This window comes from Micromonospora narathiwatensis (assembly GCF_900089605.1).
In the GTDB taxonomy this organism is placed as follows: Bacteria; Actinomycetota; Actinomycetes; order Mycobacteriales; family Micromonosporaceae; genus Micromonospora; species Micromonospora narathiwatensis.
Genome location: NZ_LT594324.1, coordinates 5,860,893 through 5,876,915, shown reverse-complemented (window position 1 = coordinate 5,876,915; position 16,023 = coordinate 5,860,893). Strand labels below are relative to the sequence as shown.

Sequence of the window (16,023 nt, the reverse complement as noted above, 5' to 3'; positions counted from 1 at the left end):
GTCGACGGCCCCTTATCGTAGGGAAGCCCGCGGCGGAGTTCGGACCTGATCGTCGCGGACCCACCCCTGCCGGAGGTTAGTCATGCGGACCCGCCGCGATCAGGTGCAGGCGTACCGCTTCGTCACCCGCCGCATCGTCTCCGCGCTGCTCTCCGGCGACCCGGAGACCAACGACCTGCCGATGCGTCGGCTCGGCATGGCGGTGTTCGGCAGCGTGATCGCCGCCGCCGTCGTGCTCGGCGGCGCCGGCGCGTACGGGCAGTTGACCGGCAACGCCGCGCCGCTGGAGTCCAACACGCTGGTGATCGAGCGGGAGACCGGCGCCACGTACGTCTTCACCGAAGGGGTGCTGTACCCGACCCTCAACTACGCCTCCGCCCGGCTGATCCTCGACGAGCCCGCGCCGACGGTGCGTACCGTCTCCCAGGCGTCCATCAAGGATCGGCCGCGCGGCCGGACGGTGGGCATCGTCGGCGCCCCGGACGACGTACCGGAACGGAAGTCGCTGGTCGGGCTGCCCTGGTCGGTCTGCGACGTGCCCGATCCGGCTGACTCGCGGCGCTCCACCACCCGGCTGGTGATCGACCGGCCGCTGCCGGGCGGCACCCCGCTCACCGACGAGGCGGTGCTGGTCCGGGTGGACGGCACGCGGTACCTGCTCACCAACGGCGCGCGGCTGCGCATCGTCGGCGACCAGCAGGCGCTGGTGGCGTTGAAGATGGCCGGCGCGACGCCGCTCACCGTCGGGCAGCAGTTGCTCAACGCGCTGCCGGTCGGGCCGGAGCTGCGGAAGCCGGCGATCGACGGGGACGGCGGCACCAGCGGCCTGATGGGTGACCGGCCGGCCCGGGTCGGGCAGGTCTTCCGGGCCGCCGAGCAGTACTACGTGCTGACCCGGCAGGGGCTGGTGACGGTCACCGAGATGACCGCGCTGCTGCTGCTCGGCGCCGGCGGCCAGGTCACCGACCTCACGCCGGACCAGGCCGGCCAGCTCCTCACCGACCAGCGGCTGGAGCCGGCGGGGCTGCCGGAGAAGCTGCCCGCCCTGCACGAGGTGCGGCCCGGGCGGACCGTGCTGTGCGCCACCTACCGGTCGGGCGGGCCGGGGCAGCCGCCGGTCACCACGCTGGAGGTCTTCGACCAGCCGCCGGCCGAGCTGACCGCGTCGGCCGGGGTGGCCGCCCGGCAGGGGTCCCGGGACGCCGTACGCACCGCCGAGAGCGTGCTGCTGCCGGGCGGCAAGGGCGTGCTGGTGCAGGCGGCGGCGGGTGAGGGCGGCGAGGCGGCGGCCGGCGCGACGGTCTACCTGATCACCGCGCAGGGGGTCCGCCACCCGCTGGGGCCGAACGCGAAGGCCGCGCTCGGGTACGCCGACGTCACCCCGCTGTCGGTGCCCGCCTCGTTGCTGGCCCTGGTGCCGACCGGGCCGACCCTGGTTCAGCGGGATGCCATGACCCAGTTCGATCCGGGCGCCAAGTCGTCCAGGTCGACGTCCGAGTCGTCCGGCTCGGCGTCCGAATCGTCGGACACGAAGGCGACGCCGGCCCAGGGCGGCTGACCGGGTTCCGGTGTGGAGCGTGGCCGGTCACGGGTCGCCCGGTCCGGGCCCGGTCGACTAACCTGAGCGTGGCCAACGATTCTCGACGATGACTACGGGGATGCAGTCATGACCGGGCGCACGACAGTTGACGTACTGTCCTTGGAGGACTTTCACCAGCGCCTTGAGCGGCGGTTGAGCGAGGCCGAGGCGGTGCTGAAGAAGCTCAACACCGAGATGCAGTGCCGGCCCCCGGCGCTGGGCACGTTCACCGACGCGACCGCCAACGCCCGGCGCTACTCGGAAACGTACGCGAGCTACGTCGACCACGCCGAGCGGCTGCACCGGGCGATCGTGGCCGCCAAGAAGGCGACCCACACGATCATGACCAACTACCGGACCGCCGAGGCGCGCAACGCGGCCGCCGCGGGCGACATCATCGCCGCGCTCTCCGGGGTGAGCGAGGCGATGAAGCCGGCGAAGGGAGCTGATCCGCGTGTCTGAGTACACCCAGCGCTACGCACCCGTCAGCCACAAGGAGCTCTACCACGGCGTCACCTCGGGCGACCCGAAGCAGATCGACGGGCTGGGCGCCCAGTGGAGTTCGTTGAAGGACACCCTGGAGGGCCTCGGCCGGGACCTGACCGACGATCTGGACGCGCTGGGCAAGACCTGGACGGGCGACGCCGCCCGGGAGTTCCACCAGCGGTTGAACCTGGTCGTCGACTACTCCGGCAATCTCGCCCACGGCATGGCCGGCGTCCGGCAGGCGCTCGACATGATGGCCACCGAGCTGCGCACCGCCCAGTCGAACGCGGAGAGCCCGGAGGAGACCGACGACAACGACAAGATGCTCTCCGGCGCCGGCAAGGGCTTCCTGGTCGGCGGCATCCCGGGCGCCGTGATCGGCGGCTTCGTCGGCCACGAGCAGGACAAGGCCGAGCAGGAGAAGGCGCACCAGCGGATGGTGCAGGTCGTCGCCAACCTGGCCGAGGGGTACGACTTCTCCGCGTACGGGCGGGTCGTCGTCCCGGAGCGGCCCGACGACCGCCTGCCGGGCCACTCCGATCCGAGCGATCCGGCGCTGCGCCACGGCCCGTCGGTGGGCACCCCCTCGTCCGGGCCGACCTCCGGCACGTTCGCCCACACCCCGGGGGGCACCGCGACCACGTCCGGCGTCCACCACACGGCACCGGGCAACGGCACGGTGGGTGGCGGCGTTCCCGGCAGCCCCGGCTCGGGTGACCCGGGCAGCGTCGGCTCCGTCGGCTCCGTCGGCTCCGTCGGCACGGTCGACCCCGCCGGCACCGCGCTCGCCGGTGCCGGCCCGGTGACCGCCACCGGCCCGGGGGTCACCGGTCTCACCGGTCCCGGCATGGGCGGCTCCCCCTCGACCGTCTCGGCCGGCGGGAGCCTCTACGGGGCGCCGGGCGTGGTGGGCACCGGCGCGCTGGCCGGCGCGGGCCCGGCGGCGGCCGGGCGGCCCGGCGGGGTGTCCGGCCTGGAGAACCGGTCGGCGTCCGGCACCGGGCGGCTCGCCTCCGGGCGGGGCCTGGTGGTGGAGTCGGAGGGCCGGTCCAACGGCGGCCGCGGCACGAACGCGCGTTCCGCGATGGCCGGGCGCAACGGTGTGCTGGGCGGGCGCGGCCAGCACGACGACGACGAGTCGGCGGATCGGCTCACCTGGCTGACCGAGGACGAGATGGTCTGGGGCGACGGCCGGCCGGCGCCGCCGCCGGTGCTCGGCACCGACTGATCGCACGCTGACGGACGGCGCGGCGAGCCCTCACCGGAGGGGTCGTCGCGCCGTCCGCGTTCCCGCACGGGGGTATACACACTAGGTATACCTGCTGTGTATAGTCACGCCATGTCTATCGGGCACACCTTCCTCGGGCTGCTGGAATCCAGTCCCCGACACGGATACGACCTCAAGCGGGCGTACGACGAGCGCTTCGGGCACAGCCGGCCGCTGCACTTCGGCCAGGTCTACTCCACCCTGTCCCGGCTGCTCCGCAACGGCCTGGTCGAGGTGGACTCGGTCGAGGCCGGCGAGGGCCCCGAGCGCAAGCGGTACGCGATCACCGAGGCGGGCGTGACCGACGTCCAACGCTGGCTGTCCCAGCCCGAGAAGCCCGAGCCCTACCTGCAGAGCGTGCTCTACACCAAGGTGGTGCTCGCGCTGCTCACCGGCCGACCCGCCGCCGACCTGCTGGACACCCAGCGGGCCGAGCACCTGCGGCTGATGCGCGAGCTGACCCGACGCAAGGCCCACGGCGACCTGGCCGACCAGCTCATCTGTGACCACGCGCTCTTCCACCTGGAGGCGGACCTGCGCTGGCTGGAACTGACCACCGCCCGCCTCGACGAACTGGCGAAGGAGGTCCACGGATGACCGGCGACGTCCTGCTGACCGGAACGGACCTGCACAAGTCCTTCGGCCCGACCCAGGCCCTCGCCGGCGCGTCGGTGTCCGTACGCGCCGGCGAGGTGGTGGCGCTGATGGGCCCGTCCGGCTCGGGCAAGTCCACGCTGCTGCACTGCCTGGCCGGCATCGTGCGCCCGGACCAGGGACTGGTGCACTACCGGGGCATCGAGCTGACCGCCCTCTCCGATCCGGCCCGCAGCGCGCTGCGCCGCCGGGAGTTCGGCTTCGTCTTCCAGTTCGGGCAGCTCGTACCGGAGCTGACCTGCCTGGAGAACGTCGCGCTGCCGCTGCGGCTGGAACGCGTACGCCGCCGCGAGGCGGAACGGCGGGCCACCGAGTGGCTGGACCGGCTGGAGGTGACCGACGTCGCCGGCAAGCGCCCGGGCGAGGTCTCCGGCGGCCAGGGGCAGCGGGTCGCGGTGGCCCGCGCACTGGTCACCGGCCCGCGGGTCGTGTTCGCCGACGAGCCCACCGGCGCCCTGGACTCGCTCAACGGCGAGCGGGTGATGCGCCTGCTCGCCGACGCGGCCCGGGAGTCCGGGGCGGCCGTCCTGCTGGTGACCCACGAGCCACGGGTGGCGGCGTACTCCGACCGGGAGGTGGTGGTCCGCGACGGCCGGGCCCGCAGCCTGGAGCAGGTGGCGTGACCACACCGGAGTTCCGACGCCCCGGCGGCCCGCTGTGGGCCGGGCTGGGCGACCTGCTGATGGGCGCCCGGATGGCCCTCACCGGCGGGCGGGAGGGCTGGACGCGGACCCTGCTGACCGCGCTCGGCGTGGGCGTCGGCGTCGCGATGCTGTTGCTCGCCGCGGCGGCGCCCGGCGCGATCGACGCCCGCGCCAACCGGACCGCGGCCCGGTCCGACTGGGTCGACCAGCCGGATCTGTCGGCGGCGGCGAACACGTTCCTGGTCGTCCCGGTCGACACCGACTTCCGGGGGCGCTTCGTGCGGGGGCGGATCGTGCACGCGGAGGGCCCGGACGCGCCGGTGCCACCCGGGCTCGCCGCTTTCCCCCGCGACGGCGAGGCGGTCGTCTCACCGGCGCTGCGCGCGCTGCTCGACTCGCCGGACGGTCCGCTGTTCGCACCCCGCCTGGGCGGGGCCCGGGTCACCGGCACGATCGCTCCCGAGGGCCTGTCCGGCCCCCACGAGCTGGCCTTCTACCTCGGCCGCGACGCCATTCCGCCCGAGCGCGGGATGCGCCTGAACCACTTCGGCGGCACCGGCCCGGGCGAGCAACTCAGTCCGGTGCTGTGGCTGCTCGTCGTGGTGGTCTTCGTGGTGCTGCTGCTGCCGATCATGGTCTTCCTCGGGGCGGCCGTCCGCTTCGGCGGTGAGCAGCGCGACCGCCGCCTCGCCGCGCTCCGGCTGCTCGGGGCCGACGCCGGCATGGTCCGCCGGATCGCCGCCGCGGAGGCGGGCACGGCCGCCCTGTTCGGGCTCGCCGCCGGCGCGCTGATCTTCCTGGCCGGTCGCCAACTGGCGCCGCTGGTCTCGCTCTACGACATCAGCGTGTTTCCGGGCGACCTGCGCCCGGCGCCGTGGCTGGTGGCGCTGGTGGCGCTGGGGGTGCCGCTGCTCGCCGCCGGGGTGGCGCTGCTGGCCCTGCGCGGTGTGCTCGTCACGCCGCTGGGGGTCAGCCGCCGGGCCACCCCGGTCCGGCGCCGCCTCTGGTGGCGGTTGCTGCTGCCCGCGGCCGGGCTCGCGCTGCTCCAGCCGCTCGTCGACGTCCGGGCCGCCCGCTCCGACACGGTCCAGGCCCAGGTCACGGCTGGCACGGTGCTGCTGCTCGTCGGCACGGTCGCCCTCCTGCCCTGGCTGGTCGACGTACTGGTACGCCGGCTGCACGGCGGCCCGCCGCCCTGGCAGCTCGCGGTGCGGCGGCTCCAGCTCGACAGCGCCGCCTCGGCCCGGCTGGTCAGCGGGGTGGCCGTCGCCGTGGCCGGCACCATCGGGTTGCAGATGCTGGTGGCCGGCGTGCAGGACCAGTTCCGGCAGACCACCGGCCAGGACCCGAGCCGGGCCCAGGTCGCCGTCCGGCTGTACCACCTGCCCGAGCCCGAAAAGGCCCTGGCGCAGGTCGCGGCCATCCCGGGGGTGACGCGCAGCGTCGGCACCCAGTTTCTGACGGCAATCCCTCTTGGCGTAGACGAGTCGGAGGTCCGCGTCGCCGAGGTGCTGATCGGTGACTGCGCGACGCTTGCCGAATACGGCGACCTCGGGTCCTGCGCCGACGGTGACGTCTTCCTGATCTGGCCGGACGACCCCATCGCCGGCATCGGTCCCGGCGCCCGGCTGAGCCTCGGCGACGGCGCCGCGACCTGGCGGGTTCCGGCGAACGCCCGGACCGTGCCGGTACGCGACGACCCGATGGGGGCGCGGCACACCGCCGTGTTGGTCACCCCGAAGGCGATGCCGGCCCTGCCGCGCGCCCAGGTCTCGGCCGCCGCGCTGCTCAGCCTGGATCCCGAGGACCGGGACGCGGCGGAACGGGTCCGCGCCGAGGTCGCCGGGATGGACCTGTTCGCCTCGGTGAACGCGCTGATCGAGGTGCGGGAGAGCTCGCAGTTCGCCAACGTCCGGCGCGGTCTGCTCGCCGGTGCGGTGGTCACCCTGCTGCTGATCGGGGTGAGCATGCTGGTCGGCGTCCTGGAGCAGCTCCGGGAGCGCCGCCGGCTGCTCGCCGCGCTGGTCGCCGTCGGTACGCCCCGGAGCACGCTCGGCTGGTCGGTGCTGGGCCAGACCGGGGTGCCGGTGCTGGCCGGGCTGGTGCTCGCCACCGGCATGGGGGTGGCGATGGGGGCGGCCCTGCTCAAGATGGTGGGCGCACCGGTGGTGGTGAGCTGGCCGGTGGTGGGGCTCGGCGTCGGGCTCGGTGCCGGGGTGGTGTTGCTGGTGACCCTGGCGAGCCTGCCGGTGCTCTGGCGGCTGACCCGTCCGGACGGGTTGCGGTTCGAGTGACTCCGACGGCCCACCCGGTGGCTCGGGGCACCGGGTGGGCCGCCTCGCGCGAACGCCGTCCGTCCATGGCGGAGGGTGGGGCGGGTCACGTCGCCCGCGCTCTTGTCGAGCTGCACAACTCGGCCCCGCCGGATACGTTGGACTGGTGCTGCCCGTAGCGTTCGCCCCGTCCCTCTGGGCGGCGACGCTGCGCACCCTGCGGGAGCTGACCCGGGTGGCGGTGACCGCCCTGGTGCTCGTCGTCGGGTTCAACGGGCTGGCCGCCGCGCCGGCCTCCGCCGCGCCCGCCTCCGCTTCCGCCGCGTCGATCGTCCGGCCCGCGAACGCGGTGAGCGACCCGTCGGCCGCCGAGGTCCGGCTGGCCACGCCGGCTGCCGAGGTCACGGCTGGGCAGCCGCGCCCGGCGTCCGTGTCGCCGGTGCCGGGCGTACCGCCGCGGCACGTCGACCACGACGTCGCGGCACCGGCCGCGACCGCCGTCGTCGTGCCGGCCGCCGATCCCGGCCGGGCGTCGATCGCCCGTCGCGGCCCGCCGCGCGCCTGAGCACGTCGGCCGCCCGCGCGGCCTCCGGTGCGTTCCTCGCCGTCCCATCGGGTACGGCCCATGCGGTGCCTTCGCGCCCGGCGCGCCCACGGCGATCCGCCGCCCGCCCAGCGGGCCCAGACCGCGAGTTCCGACCGTTCCACCATGAGGTGCTGGTGATGCAGACCGTCTTCTCCACCGTCCTGCCCGACGTTCCCCAGGCCGCCGGGATCTGGCTGGCCCTGCTCGCCGTGGCGGCGATCGTCGTCGCCGCCATGGTCGTCCGACCGGGCCGGTTCCGGCCGCTGTTCGGCGACCGGATCAGCGAGGCGGCCAGGCCGAGCAGCCTGGAGCTGGCCGAGGAGACCCGCGAGCGGGCCCGGTACGCGCAGGAGATCGAGGTGGCGGCGACCCGCGCGACAGCCACCGCCGAGCGGCGGCGGGCCGAGTGGTTGGCCGCCCAGGAGGAGGTCGAGGAGGCGTGGCGGGCGTACGAGGCGGCCGAGGAGGACGTCCGTCGACTGGCCGCCGCCGCCGCGCTGCCCCTGCCGCGTACCGCCCGGACGCCCGCCGAGTACGCGGACCGGGAGCGCTGGCTGCACCGGGCCGCGCTGGACGCGCAGTGGCGCAAGGAGATCACCGTGCGGCAGCTCAGCGACATCCTCGGGCACCGGGGCTGGGACCCTCGCCGGCACCCGGTGGAGCAGGAACTGCTGCTGCGCCGGCTGGTACGGGACAACCTGCACGGCCGGCAGCAGGCCGCCCGGGAGCGGGAGCAGGCCGCCTGGCAGGCCGCCGAGCTGGCCGCCGTCGCCGCGCGGAGCCTGCGCGACGAGGCGTACGCGGCGACCCGTCCCGAGCCCGAGACGCAGTCGGAGCTGTCCATCGTGGATCTCGTCGGGCCGGAGGCCACCCGGGAGCTGCCGGCCGGTCACGCCGAGATCACCCGCGAGATCACGCCGGCGGCCCGGGGTCGGGCGGCGGTGCCGGCGTACTGACACCGGGCGGAACTGGCCCGGTTCGGTTAGCGTGACGCTGTGTCCCGTGAGGCCTGGGTTCTGGTCGTGCTCGCCGGTCTCTTCGCGCTGGCGACGCTGGTCGGCGCGGTGCTGCTCGCCGTCCGGGTGGTACGGACCCGCCGGCTGCTCGGCACGCTCGGCGTCGGCGGCAAGGTGGCGTTCTACGGCGCGCTGATCTACGCGATCCTCCCGGTGGACCTGCTGCCCGACCCGATCTACCTGGACGACATGGGTGTGCTGGCCGGTGCCCTGTTCTACCTGGGCCGGCTGGCCGCCCGGCGGCGCGCGACGCAGCTCGGGCCGCCCGGTCACGCGCCCGTCCCGCCGGGGCCGGTCCACCCGCGCCGTCCCGTGTCCTGATCACGACTGGCCCGGGCCACGGCCCGACCGACCCACTTTTCGGGGGCACTCGCACCCTTCACGGCGTTCGTTATGAATGACCGCTTCCGGGGGTGACCGGGGCCATGCCACCGGCGGAAATCCCGGCCACCACCTGGTCGTTCCACTTCTCGTACGACGAGCACGACGGCCGACGGGCGGAATGGCCCGGCCCACGGCTGTCGTTGCGGAACCCGAGCGCCACTCCCGGTGCCGCGTCCCCGGACGTCAACCCCCGAATGGAGCTTCGAAATGAACCAGATCTTCCGTAGGAGCATGCTCTCCGTCGCCGGTCTCGTCATGTCCGGTGGCGTGGTCGCCGGTCCCGCCGTGGCCGCGCACGCCGCTCCGGCGACCGCCAAACCGGTCACCTCGGCCTCCCCGGACAAGGGCAGCGGCAAGAGCGACCGCCGCACCGGCTACCAGTACCAGGCCCAGCCGAACTACTACTACTGCGGCCCGGCCTCGACCCGGATCGCCCTGTCGGCCGAGGGCAAGCAGGTCAGCCAGGACGAGCTGGCCCAGAAGCTGGGTACCACGGTGAACGGCACCGACTCGGCCTTCGACATCACCCGGGTGCTCAACGAGTACACCGACGGCAAGTACAAGACCACCGAGATCCGGGACAACGCGGCCAACCAGGACCAGGTCGAGCAGCTCCGGACCGACGTCAAGGCCGCGGTCGACCAGGGCCGCCCGGTGGTCGCCAACATCATCGGTACCGCCCTGGACGTCGACGGGGTGGCCCACAGCTACACGGGTCACTACCTGACGGCGGTGGACTACAAGGACGACGGCAAGACGGTGCTGATCGCCGACCCGGCCAGCCCGGGCGAGCCGACGTACTGGATGAACGTGACCGACCTGGCCAACTGGATCGCCAGCCGCGGTTACAGCTCCTGACCGAGCGCCACGAGGGCCGGTCTCCCCTATGCGGGAGGCCGGCCTTTTCCATGGATAGCATGTGGCCGTGCCGCAGCCGGTGATCTTCGACCTCTTCCACACGCTCGTCGACGGAGCGAACCCCGAACGGGACCGGGTGGTCGGCGAGATGGCGCTGATGGTGGGGGTGGAGCCGGCCGCGCTGGTCGCCGCGTACCACGCGACCTGGCGGGATCGGATGCTGGGCTGGGACGTGGCGGAGACCGTACGCAATCTCGCCCGGCGGCTCGGCGGCACGCCGACCGAGGAGCAGGTGGCCCGCGCGGCGGCGCACCGCCGGGAGCTGGCCGCCCGGCTGCTGGACGGCGTCGCGCCGGAGACCCTCGCGCTGCTGGACGCGCTACGCGCCGACGGCCGCCCGCTCGGCCTGATCAGCAACGCCACCGCCGAGACCGCCGAGGCGTGGCGCTCCAGCGCGCTGGCCCGCCGCTTCGACGCGGCGGTCTTCTCCTGCACGGTCGGGCTGGCCAAGCCCGACGCGGCGATCTACCGGACGGCGGCCGAGCGGCTGGGCGTCGACCCCACCGACTGTGTCTTCGTCGGCGACGGCGCGGACGGCGAGCTGGGCGGGGCGGCTGCGGCCGGCATGACGGTGATCCGGACGATCCAGCACTCCGACACCGATCCCGCCTGGGACGGACAGCCGCTCACCACCCTGGACGAGCTGCCCAGCCTGCTGCGCGGGGAGTAGCCGGCTCAGGCCGGGTGCGGCGTACGCAGGTGGGTGGCGAACCAGGTGCCGGCCTGGTCGGCCACCTGGTCGAGGGTGCCGGGCTCCTCGAAGAGGTGGGTGGCGCCGGGGACGATCCGCAGCTCGGCCACCTCGCCCAGTTCGGCCCGCGCCTGCTCGTTGAGCACGATCACCTCCTCGTCGAGTCCACCGACCAGCAGCAACGTCGGGGCGCGTACCGCCGTCAGGGCGTTGCCGGCCAGGTCGGGCCGACCGCCACGGGAGACCACCGCGGCCACCCGGTCCGGCCGGCTGGCCGCCGCGACCAGGGACGCCGCCGCGCCGGTGCTGGCTCCGAAGAGGCCGACCGGCAGCGGGCGCAACGCCGGATCGTCGCCCATCCAGTCGACGATGGCGGCCAGCCGCTCGGCGAGCATCCCGATGTCGAAGCGCAGCTCGGCGGTGCGCGCGTCCAGCACGTCCTCGTCGGGGGTGAGCAGGTCGACCAGCACGGTCGCCAGCGACCGGGCGTTGAGCTGGTGCGCGACGGCCACGTTGCGCGGGCTGTGCCGCGAGCTGCCACTGCCGTGCGCGAAGAGCACCACGCCGATCGCGCCCGACGGCATGATCACGTCGGCGGCCAGACCGCCCTCGACCACCGGAATCCTCACCTCGCGCGTCTCCATGCCCGCACCTCCCACCACCCGCATACCCCCACCGCTCCCCACCTCACCTCTCCCGCGCCGGGGTTGCCTTGACGTCGGCGGCAAGGTTTAGCGTGACCGGCGAGGGAGGTTCGGATGCGGATCGGTGAGCTGGCGGAACGGGCCGGTACGAGCACCCGGACGCTGCGCTACTACGAGTCCCGGGGGCTGGTGCGGCCACGCCGCTCCGCCAACGGCTACCGCTGCTACGACGAGGCGGAGCTGCGCGTCGTCCACGAAATCCGTTCGCTGCTCGCGGTGGGTTTCGACCTGGACGACATCCGCCCGTTCGTGGCCTGTCTGCGCGCCGGCAACAGCTCCGGCGACGTCTGCCCGGATTCGGTCGCCGTGCTGCGCCGCAAGCTCGCCGAGGTGGACGACTACCTCGACCGGCTCGGCGCGGTCCGTCGACAGTTGCAAGACCAACTCGCCCGCGCGATCGCCCAACGGGAGGAAACATGCCTCAGGACACGACCCGGAGCCGACTGACCGCGGTCACCGACGCGGCCTTCGCCGCCACCGTGCTGGCCGGCGACCGGCCGGTGGTGGTCGACTTCTGGGCGGAGTGGTGCCCGCCCTGCCGGGCGGTGTCGCGGCACCTGGCGGAACTGGCCGAGGAGTTCGGCGACGCGCTGCGCTTCGTCACCCTCAACACGGACGAGAATCCGGAAACCACCCGGGCGTACCAGGTGATGTCCCTGCCGACCCTGCTGGTGTTCCGGGGCGGCCAGGTGGTCGGCTCGATCGTCGGTTCGCGGCCCAAGAATCACCTCCGGTTGAGCTTCGCCCGGCACCTCGACGCCTGAGCCGCCGTTTGCCGCCAGGCCGATCGGGAAGGCGCGGGGTGACCCACGGACCGGCGCAGCCGCGCCCCGGACGGATCGCGAGGATCGTCATGGCCCAGCAGCAGAACAGGTCCCGGCAACAGAACGCCGACCGGGAACGCCGCGAACAGGACGCCAAGCGCTCCCGGGACTGGGCGGACGAAGCGGCGCAGGCGCGTACCGCCGACGACCCGCGGGCGATGGCGCCCCGCGACGCCGAGGGGCGACCGTCCAACGGCCGCCAGTTCTGACGTCCGACCCGGCCGGCCCGGCCCTGGATCGACCAGGGCCGGGCCGGCTCAGCCGACGTCCTCGGGCAGGTGCAGCAGCGGCGCCCGCCCCGGCGGTTGCTCCGGCGACGGGCCGGACGGGTCGGCCGGCGGCACCGGCACGGTGACCGGCTGCTCGCAGGTGACCCGGATCGGCTCGCCGTGGTGCCGCAGCTCCAGCACGGTGTCCGGCCCGCCGTGTCGCAACGAGTACGTCGTCTGGTGCGGCCGGACGTCGACCCGCAGCCGCATGGCACGCCACTGGAGCGAGAACTCCAGGCGGCTCAGCCGGCTGGAGAGCCGTGGCGAGAAGGACAGGATGCCTTCGTGGTCGCGCAGGCCGCCGAAGCCGGCGACCAGGGCGATCCAGGCACCCGCCAGCGAGGCCATGTGTACGCCGTCACGGGTGTTCTCGTTCAGGTCGTGCAGGTCCATCAGCGCGGCCTCGCGCAGATAGCGGTGCGCCAGCTCGGGGTGGCCCACCTCGGCCGCCATCACCGCCTGGGTGCAGGCGGAGAGCGAGGAGTCCCGGACGGTCCGCCGCTCGTAGTAGAGGAAGTTGCGCATCTTCTCCGGGCCGCTGAACGCGTCGCCCCGCCAGTGCATGGCCAGCACCAGGTCCGCCTGCTTGACGACCTGCTTGCGATAGAGATCGAAGTACGGGTAGTGCAGCAGCAGCGGGTACTTCTCGGGCGGGGTGTGCGCGAAGTCCCATTCCTGCAACCGGGTGAACCCCTCCACCTGCTGGTGCACGCCGAGGTCCTCGTCGTACGGGATGTGCATCGAGCGCGCGGCGTCGCGCCAGGCGGCCGCTTCCTCATCGGTCACCCCGAGGTCGAGCGCCTGGTCCCGGAGGCGCATCGCGCACTCGGCGGCGGTCAGCAGGTTCCGCTGGGCCATCAGGTTGGTGTAGATGTTGTCGTTCTTGACCGCCGTGTACTCGTCCGGGCCGGTCACCCCGTCGATGTGGAACTGCCCGTCCCGGTCGTGGTGGCCCAGACAGCGCCAGAGCCGGGCGGTCTCCACCAGCAGCTCCAGGCCGATCTCCCGCTCCAGCGTCTCGTCCTCGGTGGCGAGCAGGTACCGCCGCAGCGCGTCGGCGATGCCGGCGGCGATGTGGAACGCGGCGGTGCCCGCCGGCCAGTACGCCGACGACTCCGGGCCCTCGATGGTCCGCCACGGGAAGGCGGCGCCCCGCAGGTTCAGGGTCCGGGCCCGGTCGTGCGCCTGCGGCAGGGTCGAGTGACGCCAGTACAGCGCGTCGCGTACCGCGTTCGGCTGGGTGTAGGTGAGCACGGGCAGCACGAACATCTCGGTGTCCCAGAACGCGTGCCCGTCGTACCCCGGGCCGGTGAGGCCCTTGGCGGGGATCGGCCGGCGTTCGGCGCGGGCACCGGCCTGGAGCACGTGGAACAGCCCGAAGCGGACGGCCTGCTGCACCTCCGGGTCGCCCTCCACCCGCACGTCGGAGGCGTCCCAGAACTCGTCCAGGTACTCCCGCTGCGACCGGCGCAGGCCGTCCCAGCCGTCCAGGCGGGCCGCGGCGAGGGCCGCGCCGACCTGGTCGCGCAGCGCCGGCAGCGACCGCCGGCTGGACCAGCCGTACGTGAGGTACTTGACCACCCGCAGCGTCTGGCCGGGCTTGAGCACGCCGCCGATCGTGGTACGGACCCAGTCCTCGTACCCCTCGGAGGAGATCGTGGTGCGCTCCGGGCCGTGCACCTCGTGCGCCATCGCGGTGGCGACCCGCAGCCCGCTCACCTTGGTCCGGTGGATCAGCAGCCCACCGTCGGCGGTGGTCAGCTCCTCCTCGGCCTGCAACGGCGACTCCAGCACGGCGGCCACCCGCGGGTCGCGGCTCTGCGGCGGCAGGGTCTCGTTGGCCACCAGCTCGGACTGGAGGATCAGCCGCAGCGGCCCGTCGACCGGCTCGACCTCGTAGTTGATCAAGGCGACCGTGCGCTGGGTGAACGACACCAGCCGGGTGCTGCGGACCTTGACCTCCCGCCCGGCCGGCGAGCGCCAGTGCAGCTCCCGGTGCAGGGTGCCGGCCCGCAGGTCGAGGATCCGCTCGTGGGAGAGGAGTTCGCCGTACCGGACGTCGAGCGGTTCGTCGTCGACGAGCAGCCGGATCAGCTTGCCGTTGGTGACGTTGACGATGGTCTGGCCGGACTCGGGGAAGCCGAAGCCGGCCTCCGCGTACGGCAGAGGCCGCAGCTCGTAGAAGGAGTTGAGGTAGGTGCCGGGCAGGCCGTGCGGCTCCCCCTCGTCCAGGTTGCCGCGCAGCCCGACGTGGCCGTTGGAGAGGGCGAACACCGACTCGGACTGGGCCAGCACGTCCATGTCGAGCCGGGTCTCGCGGACGTGCCAGGGCTCGACCGGATACGCCCGTTCCCGGATCATCGGGCCGGCTCCGTCAGCAGGTCGGCCAGGTCGGTCACCACCACGTCGGCGCCGTGTGCGCGCAGGTCGTCGGCCTGGCCGACCCGGTCGACGCCCACCACGTACCCGAAATCGCCGGCCCGCCCGGCGGCCACCCCGGAGAGGGCGTCCTCGAAGACGGCGGCCTGCGCCGGCACCACCCCGAGCAGTTGCGCGCCGGCGAGGAAGGTGTCCGGGTACGGCTTGCCGCGCAGCCCCCGCTCGTGGGCGACCAGCCCGTCCACCCGGGCCTCCAGCAGCCGGTCCAGCCCGGCCGCCTCGACCACGGCCTGCGCGTTGGCGCTGGCCGAGACGACCGCCCGGCGCAGCCCGGCGCGGGCCGTCGCCTCCAGGTAACGCACCGAACCCTGGTAGACCTCGACCCCGTCGTCGCGGAGCCGCTCGAGCAGGACCACGTTCTTGCGGTTGCCCACCCCGTTGACCGTGTCCGCCTCCGGCGGGTCGTCCGGCGTGCCCTCGGGCAGGCTGATCCCACGGGAGGCCAGGAAGGAGCGCACTCCGTCGGCGCGCGGTTTTCCGTCCACGTACCGGTTGTAGTCCGGGCCGGGGTCGAACGGGTGGAACGGCTCGCCGGTGGCCTCGGCACGGTTCTTCAGGAACGCGTCGAACGTCTCCGTCCAGGCGGCGTTGTGCACCTTGGCGGTCTGCGTCAGCACACCGTCCAGATCGAAGAGACAGGCGGTCACGTGAGCGGGTAGACCCAGCACGTTACGACCCTATCCAGCGGACCGGCCGGACAAACCCGATTCGGGCGTCAGCGATTCGGGCGGAGCGTCCAGGTCACCGTCATCGCCGAGGTGACGGTGCCGTCCTCGGTGCCGATCTCCACCTCGACCGGGAACTCCGGGCGCTGCCCGGCGTCCAGCTCGGCGAGCACCTCCGCCGGGGTGCACCCCAGTCGGGCGGTGGCCAGCACCGGCCCGAGGGCCACCTTCTGGTACGCGATCGTGGCGGTCACGGCCAGCGGCACCGCCCGGTCGAGCACCTGCCCGAACGCGGCGAGCACCACCGCGCCGGAGGCGGTCTCCCCGAGGGTGAACATGGCCCCGGCGTGCGGGCCGCCGACGTGGTTACGTTGTTCCGGGGCGTCGGGGAGGCGGACGACCGCGCGTACCCCGCCCTCGGCCTCGGGCGCGACCTCGACGAATTCGATACCGAGCGTACGGGCGAACGGCACAGCCTCCAGCAGACCGGCCGCCACCTGGCGAGAGTCGACGGACATGCCCGCACGCTACTCGCCGGTAACCACACAGGCAAGGCACCGGCGGACCCGAACGGCATGGCAGCCGACGCGGCCGGCCGCCCTCCCGTCTCTTTGTCTCTTTATT

At 73.7% G+C, this 16,023-nt stretch carries 18 protein-coding genes; 14 read left to right on the top strand and 4 right to left on the bottom strand.

Annotated elements, in window-relative coordinates:
- Positions 1-82 precede the first annotated feature (82 nt).
- From eccB to GA0070621_RS25880, 11 genes are all read left to right on the top strand, one after another.
- Positions 83-1,558, top strand: a complete 1,476-nt coding sequence (gene eccB / locus GA0070621_RS25930; protein WP_091200640.1) for a type VII secretion protein EccB — start codon at positions 83-85, stop codon at positions 1,556-1,558.
- Between the two features lie 108 nt (positions 1,559-1,666).
- Positions 1,667-2,041: a hypothetical protein gene (locus tag GA0070621_RS25925; protein ID WP_091200638.1), complete on the top strand. Its 375-nt coding sequence runs from the start codon at positions 1,667-1,669 to the stop codon at positions 2,039-2,041.
- Positions 2,034-3,293, top strand: a complete 1,260-nt coding sequence (locus GA0070621_RS25920) for a WXG100 family type VII secretion target (RefSeq protein ID WP_091200636.1) — start codon at positions 2,034-2,036, stop codon at positions 3,291-3,293. The genes GA0070621_RS25925 and GA0070621_RS25920 overlap by 8 nt, the downstream gene beginning before the upstream one ends.
- 111 nt (positions 3,294-3,404) lie before the next feature.
- Entirely contained in the window at positions 3,405-3,929 is a 525-nt protein-coding gene (locus GA0070621_RS25915; RefSeq protein ID WP_091200634.1) for a PadR family transcriptional regulator, read from the top strand.
- The gene (locus tag GA0070621_RS25910) at positions 3,926-4,609 is read left to right on the top strand and encodes an ABC transporter ATP-binding protein (RefSeq protein ID WP_091200632.1); all 684 of its coding nucleotides are present in this window, start codon (positions 3,926-3,928) and stop codon (positions 4,607-4,609) included. The genes GA0070621_RS25915 and GA0070621_RS25910 overlap by 4 nt, the downstream gene beginning before the upstream one ends.
- Positions 4,606-6,924: an FtsX-like permease family protein gene (locus GA0070621_RS25905; protein ID WP_167667383.1), complete on the top strand. Its 2,319-nt coding sequence runs from the start codon at positions 4,606-4,608 to the stop codon at positions 6,922-6,924. Before GA0070621_RS25910 ends, GA0070621_RS25905 begins: the two co-directional genes overlap by 4 nt.
- Positions 6,925-7,069: 145 nt before the next feature.
- Positions 7,070-7,468: a hypothetical protein gene (locus GA0070621_RS25900; protein ID WP_091200630.1), complete on the top strand. Its 399-nt coding sequence runs from the start codon at positions 7,070-7,072 to the stop codon at positions 7,466-7,468.
- Between the two features lie 158 nt (positions 7,469-7,626).
- Complete coding sequence (locus tag GA0070621_RS25895; RefSeq protein WP_091202863.1) at positions 7,627-8,445, top strand: hypothetical protein; 819 nt, start codon at positions 7,627-7,629, stop codon at positions 8,443-8,445.
- A 39-nt stretch (positions 8,446-8,484) separates the two neighbouring features.
- The gene (locus tag GA0070621_RS25890; protein WP_091200628.1) at positions 8,485-8,826 is read left to right on the top strand and encodes a YkvA family protein; all 342 of its coding nucleotides are present in this window, start codon (positions 8,485-8,487) and stop codon (positions 8,824-8,826) included.
- 270 nt (positions 8,827-9,096) lie between these two features.
- Positions 9,097-9,747 carry a C39 family peptidase gene (locus GA0070621_RS25885; RefSeq protein WP_091200626.1) on the top strand — a complete coding sequence of 217 codons (651 nt, stop codon included), beginning with the start codon at positions 9,097-9,099 and terminating at the stop codon, positions 9,745-9,747.
- A gap of 67 nt (positions 9,748-9,814) precedes the next feature.
- Positions 9,815-10,477 carry an HAD family hydrolase gene (locus GA0070621_RS25880; RefSeq protein WP_091202861.1) on the top strand — a complete coding sequence of 221 codons (663 nt, stop codon included), beginning with the start codon at positions 9,815-9,817 and terminating at the stop codon, positions 10,475-10,477.
- A gap of 5 nt (positions 10,478-10,482) precedes the next feature.
- Here GA0070621_RS25880 and GA0070621_RS25875 read toward each other — a convergent pair whose 3' ends face one another.
- A complete protein-coding gene (locus tag GA0070621_RS25875) occupies positions 10,483-11,142 on the bottom strand; it encodes a dienelactone hydrolase family protein (RefSeq protein ID WP_091200624.1) in 660 nt (219 codons plus the stop codon).
- 114 nt (positions 11,143-11,256) lie between these two features.
- On the opposite strand from GA0070621_RS25875, the gene GA0070621_RS25870 reads away from it, so the two are divergent.
- The 3 genes from GA0070621_RS25870 to GA0070621_RS25860 all read left to right on the top strand — a co-directional run bounded on the left by GA0070621_RS25870 (position 11,257) and on the right by GA0070621_RS25860 (position 12,235).
- A complete protein-coding gene (locus GA0070621_RS25870) occupies positions 11,257-11,649 on the top strand; it encodes a MerR family transcriptional regulator (protein WP_091200621.1) in 393 nt (130 codons plus the stop codon).
- Positions 11,619-11,966: a thioredoxin gene (gene trxA, locus GA0070621_RS25865; protein ID WP_091200619.1), complete on the top strand. Its 348-nt coding sequence runs from the start codon at positions 11,619-11,621 to the stop codon at positions 11,964-11,966. Before GA0070621_RS25870 ends, trxA begins: the two co-directional genes overlap by 31 nt.
- Before the next feature lie 89 nt (positions 11,967-12,055).
- Positions 12,056-12,235 carry a hypothetical protein gene (locus GA0070621_RS25860; protein ID WP_091200617.1) on the top strand — a complete coding sequence of 60 codons (180 nt, stop codon included), beginning with the start codon at positions 12,056-12,058 and terminating at the stop codon, positions 12,233-12,235.
- A 48-nt stretch (positions 12,236-12,283) separates the two neighbouring features.
- Here GA0070621_RS25860 and GA0070621_RS25855 read toward each other — a convergent pair whose 3' ends face one another.
- The 3 genes from GA0070621_RS25855 to GA0070621_RS25845 are packed head-to-tail and all read right to left on the bottom strand — an operon-like array spanning position 12,284 to position 15,917.
- Positions 12,284-14,656 carry a glycoside hydrolase family 65 protein gene (locus GA0070621_RS25855; protein ID WP_091200615.1) on the bottom strand — a complete coding sequence of 791 codons (2,373 nt, stop codon included), beginning with the start codon at positions 14,654-14,656 and terminating at the stop codon, positions 12,284-12,286.
- Positions 14,653-15,402, bottom strand: a complete 750-nt coding sequence (locus GA0070621_RS25850) for an HAD family hydrolase (protein ID WP_091200612.1) — start codon at positions 15,400-15,402, stop codon at positions 14,653-14,655. Before GA0070621_RS25850 ends, GA0070621_RS25855 begins: the two co-directional genes overlap by 4 nt.
- 47 nt (positions 15,403-15,449) lie before the next feature.
- Positions 15,450-15,917: a DUF4442 domain-containing protein gene (locus GA0070621_RS25845; RefSeq protein ID WP_091200610.1), complete on the bottom strand. Its 468-nt coding sequence runs from the start codon at positions 15,915-15,917 to the stop codon at positions 15,450-15,452.
- Positions 15,918-16,023 lie beyond the last annotated feature (106 nt).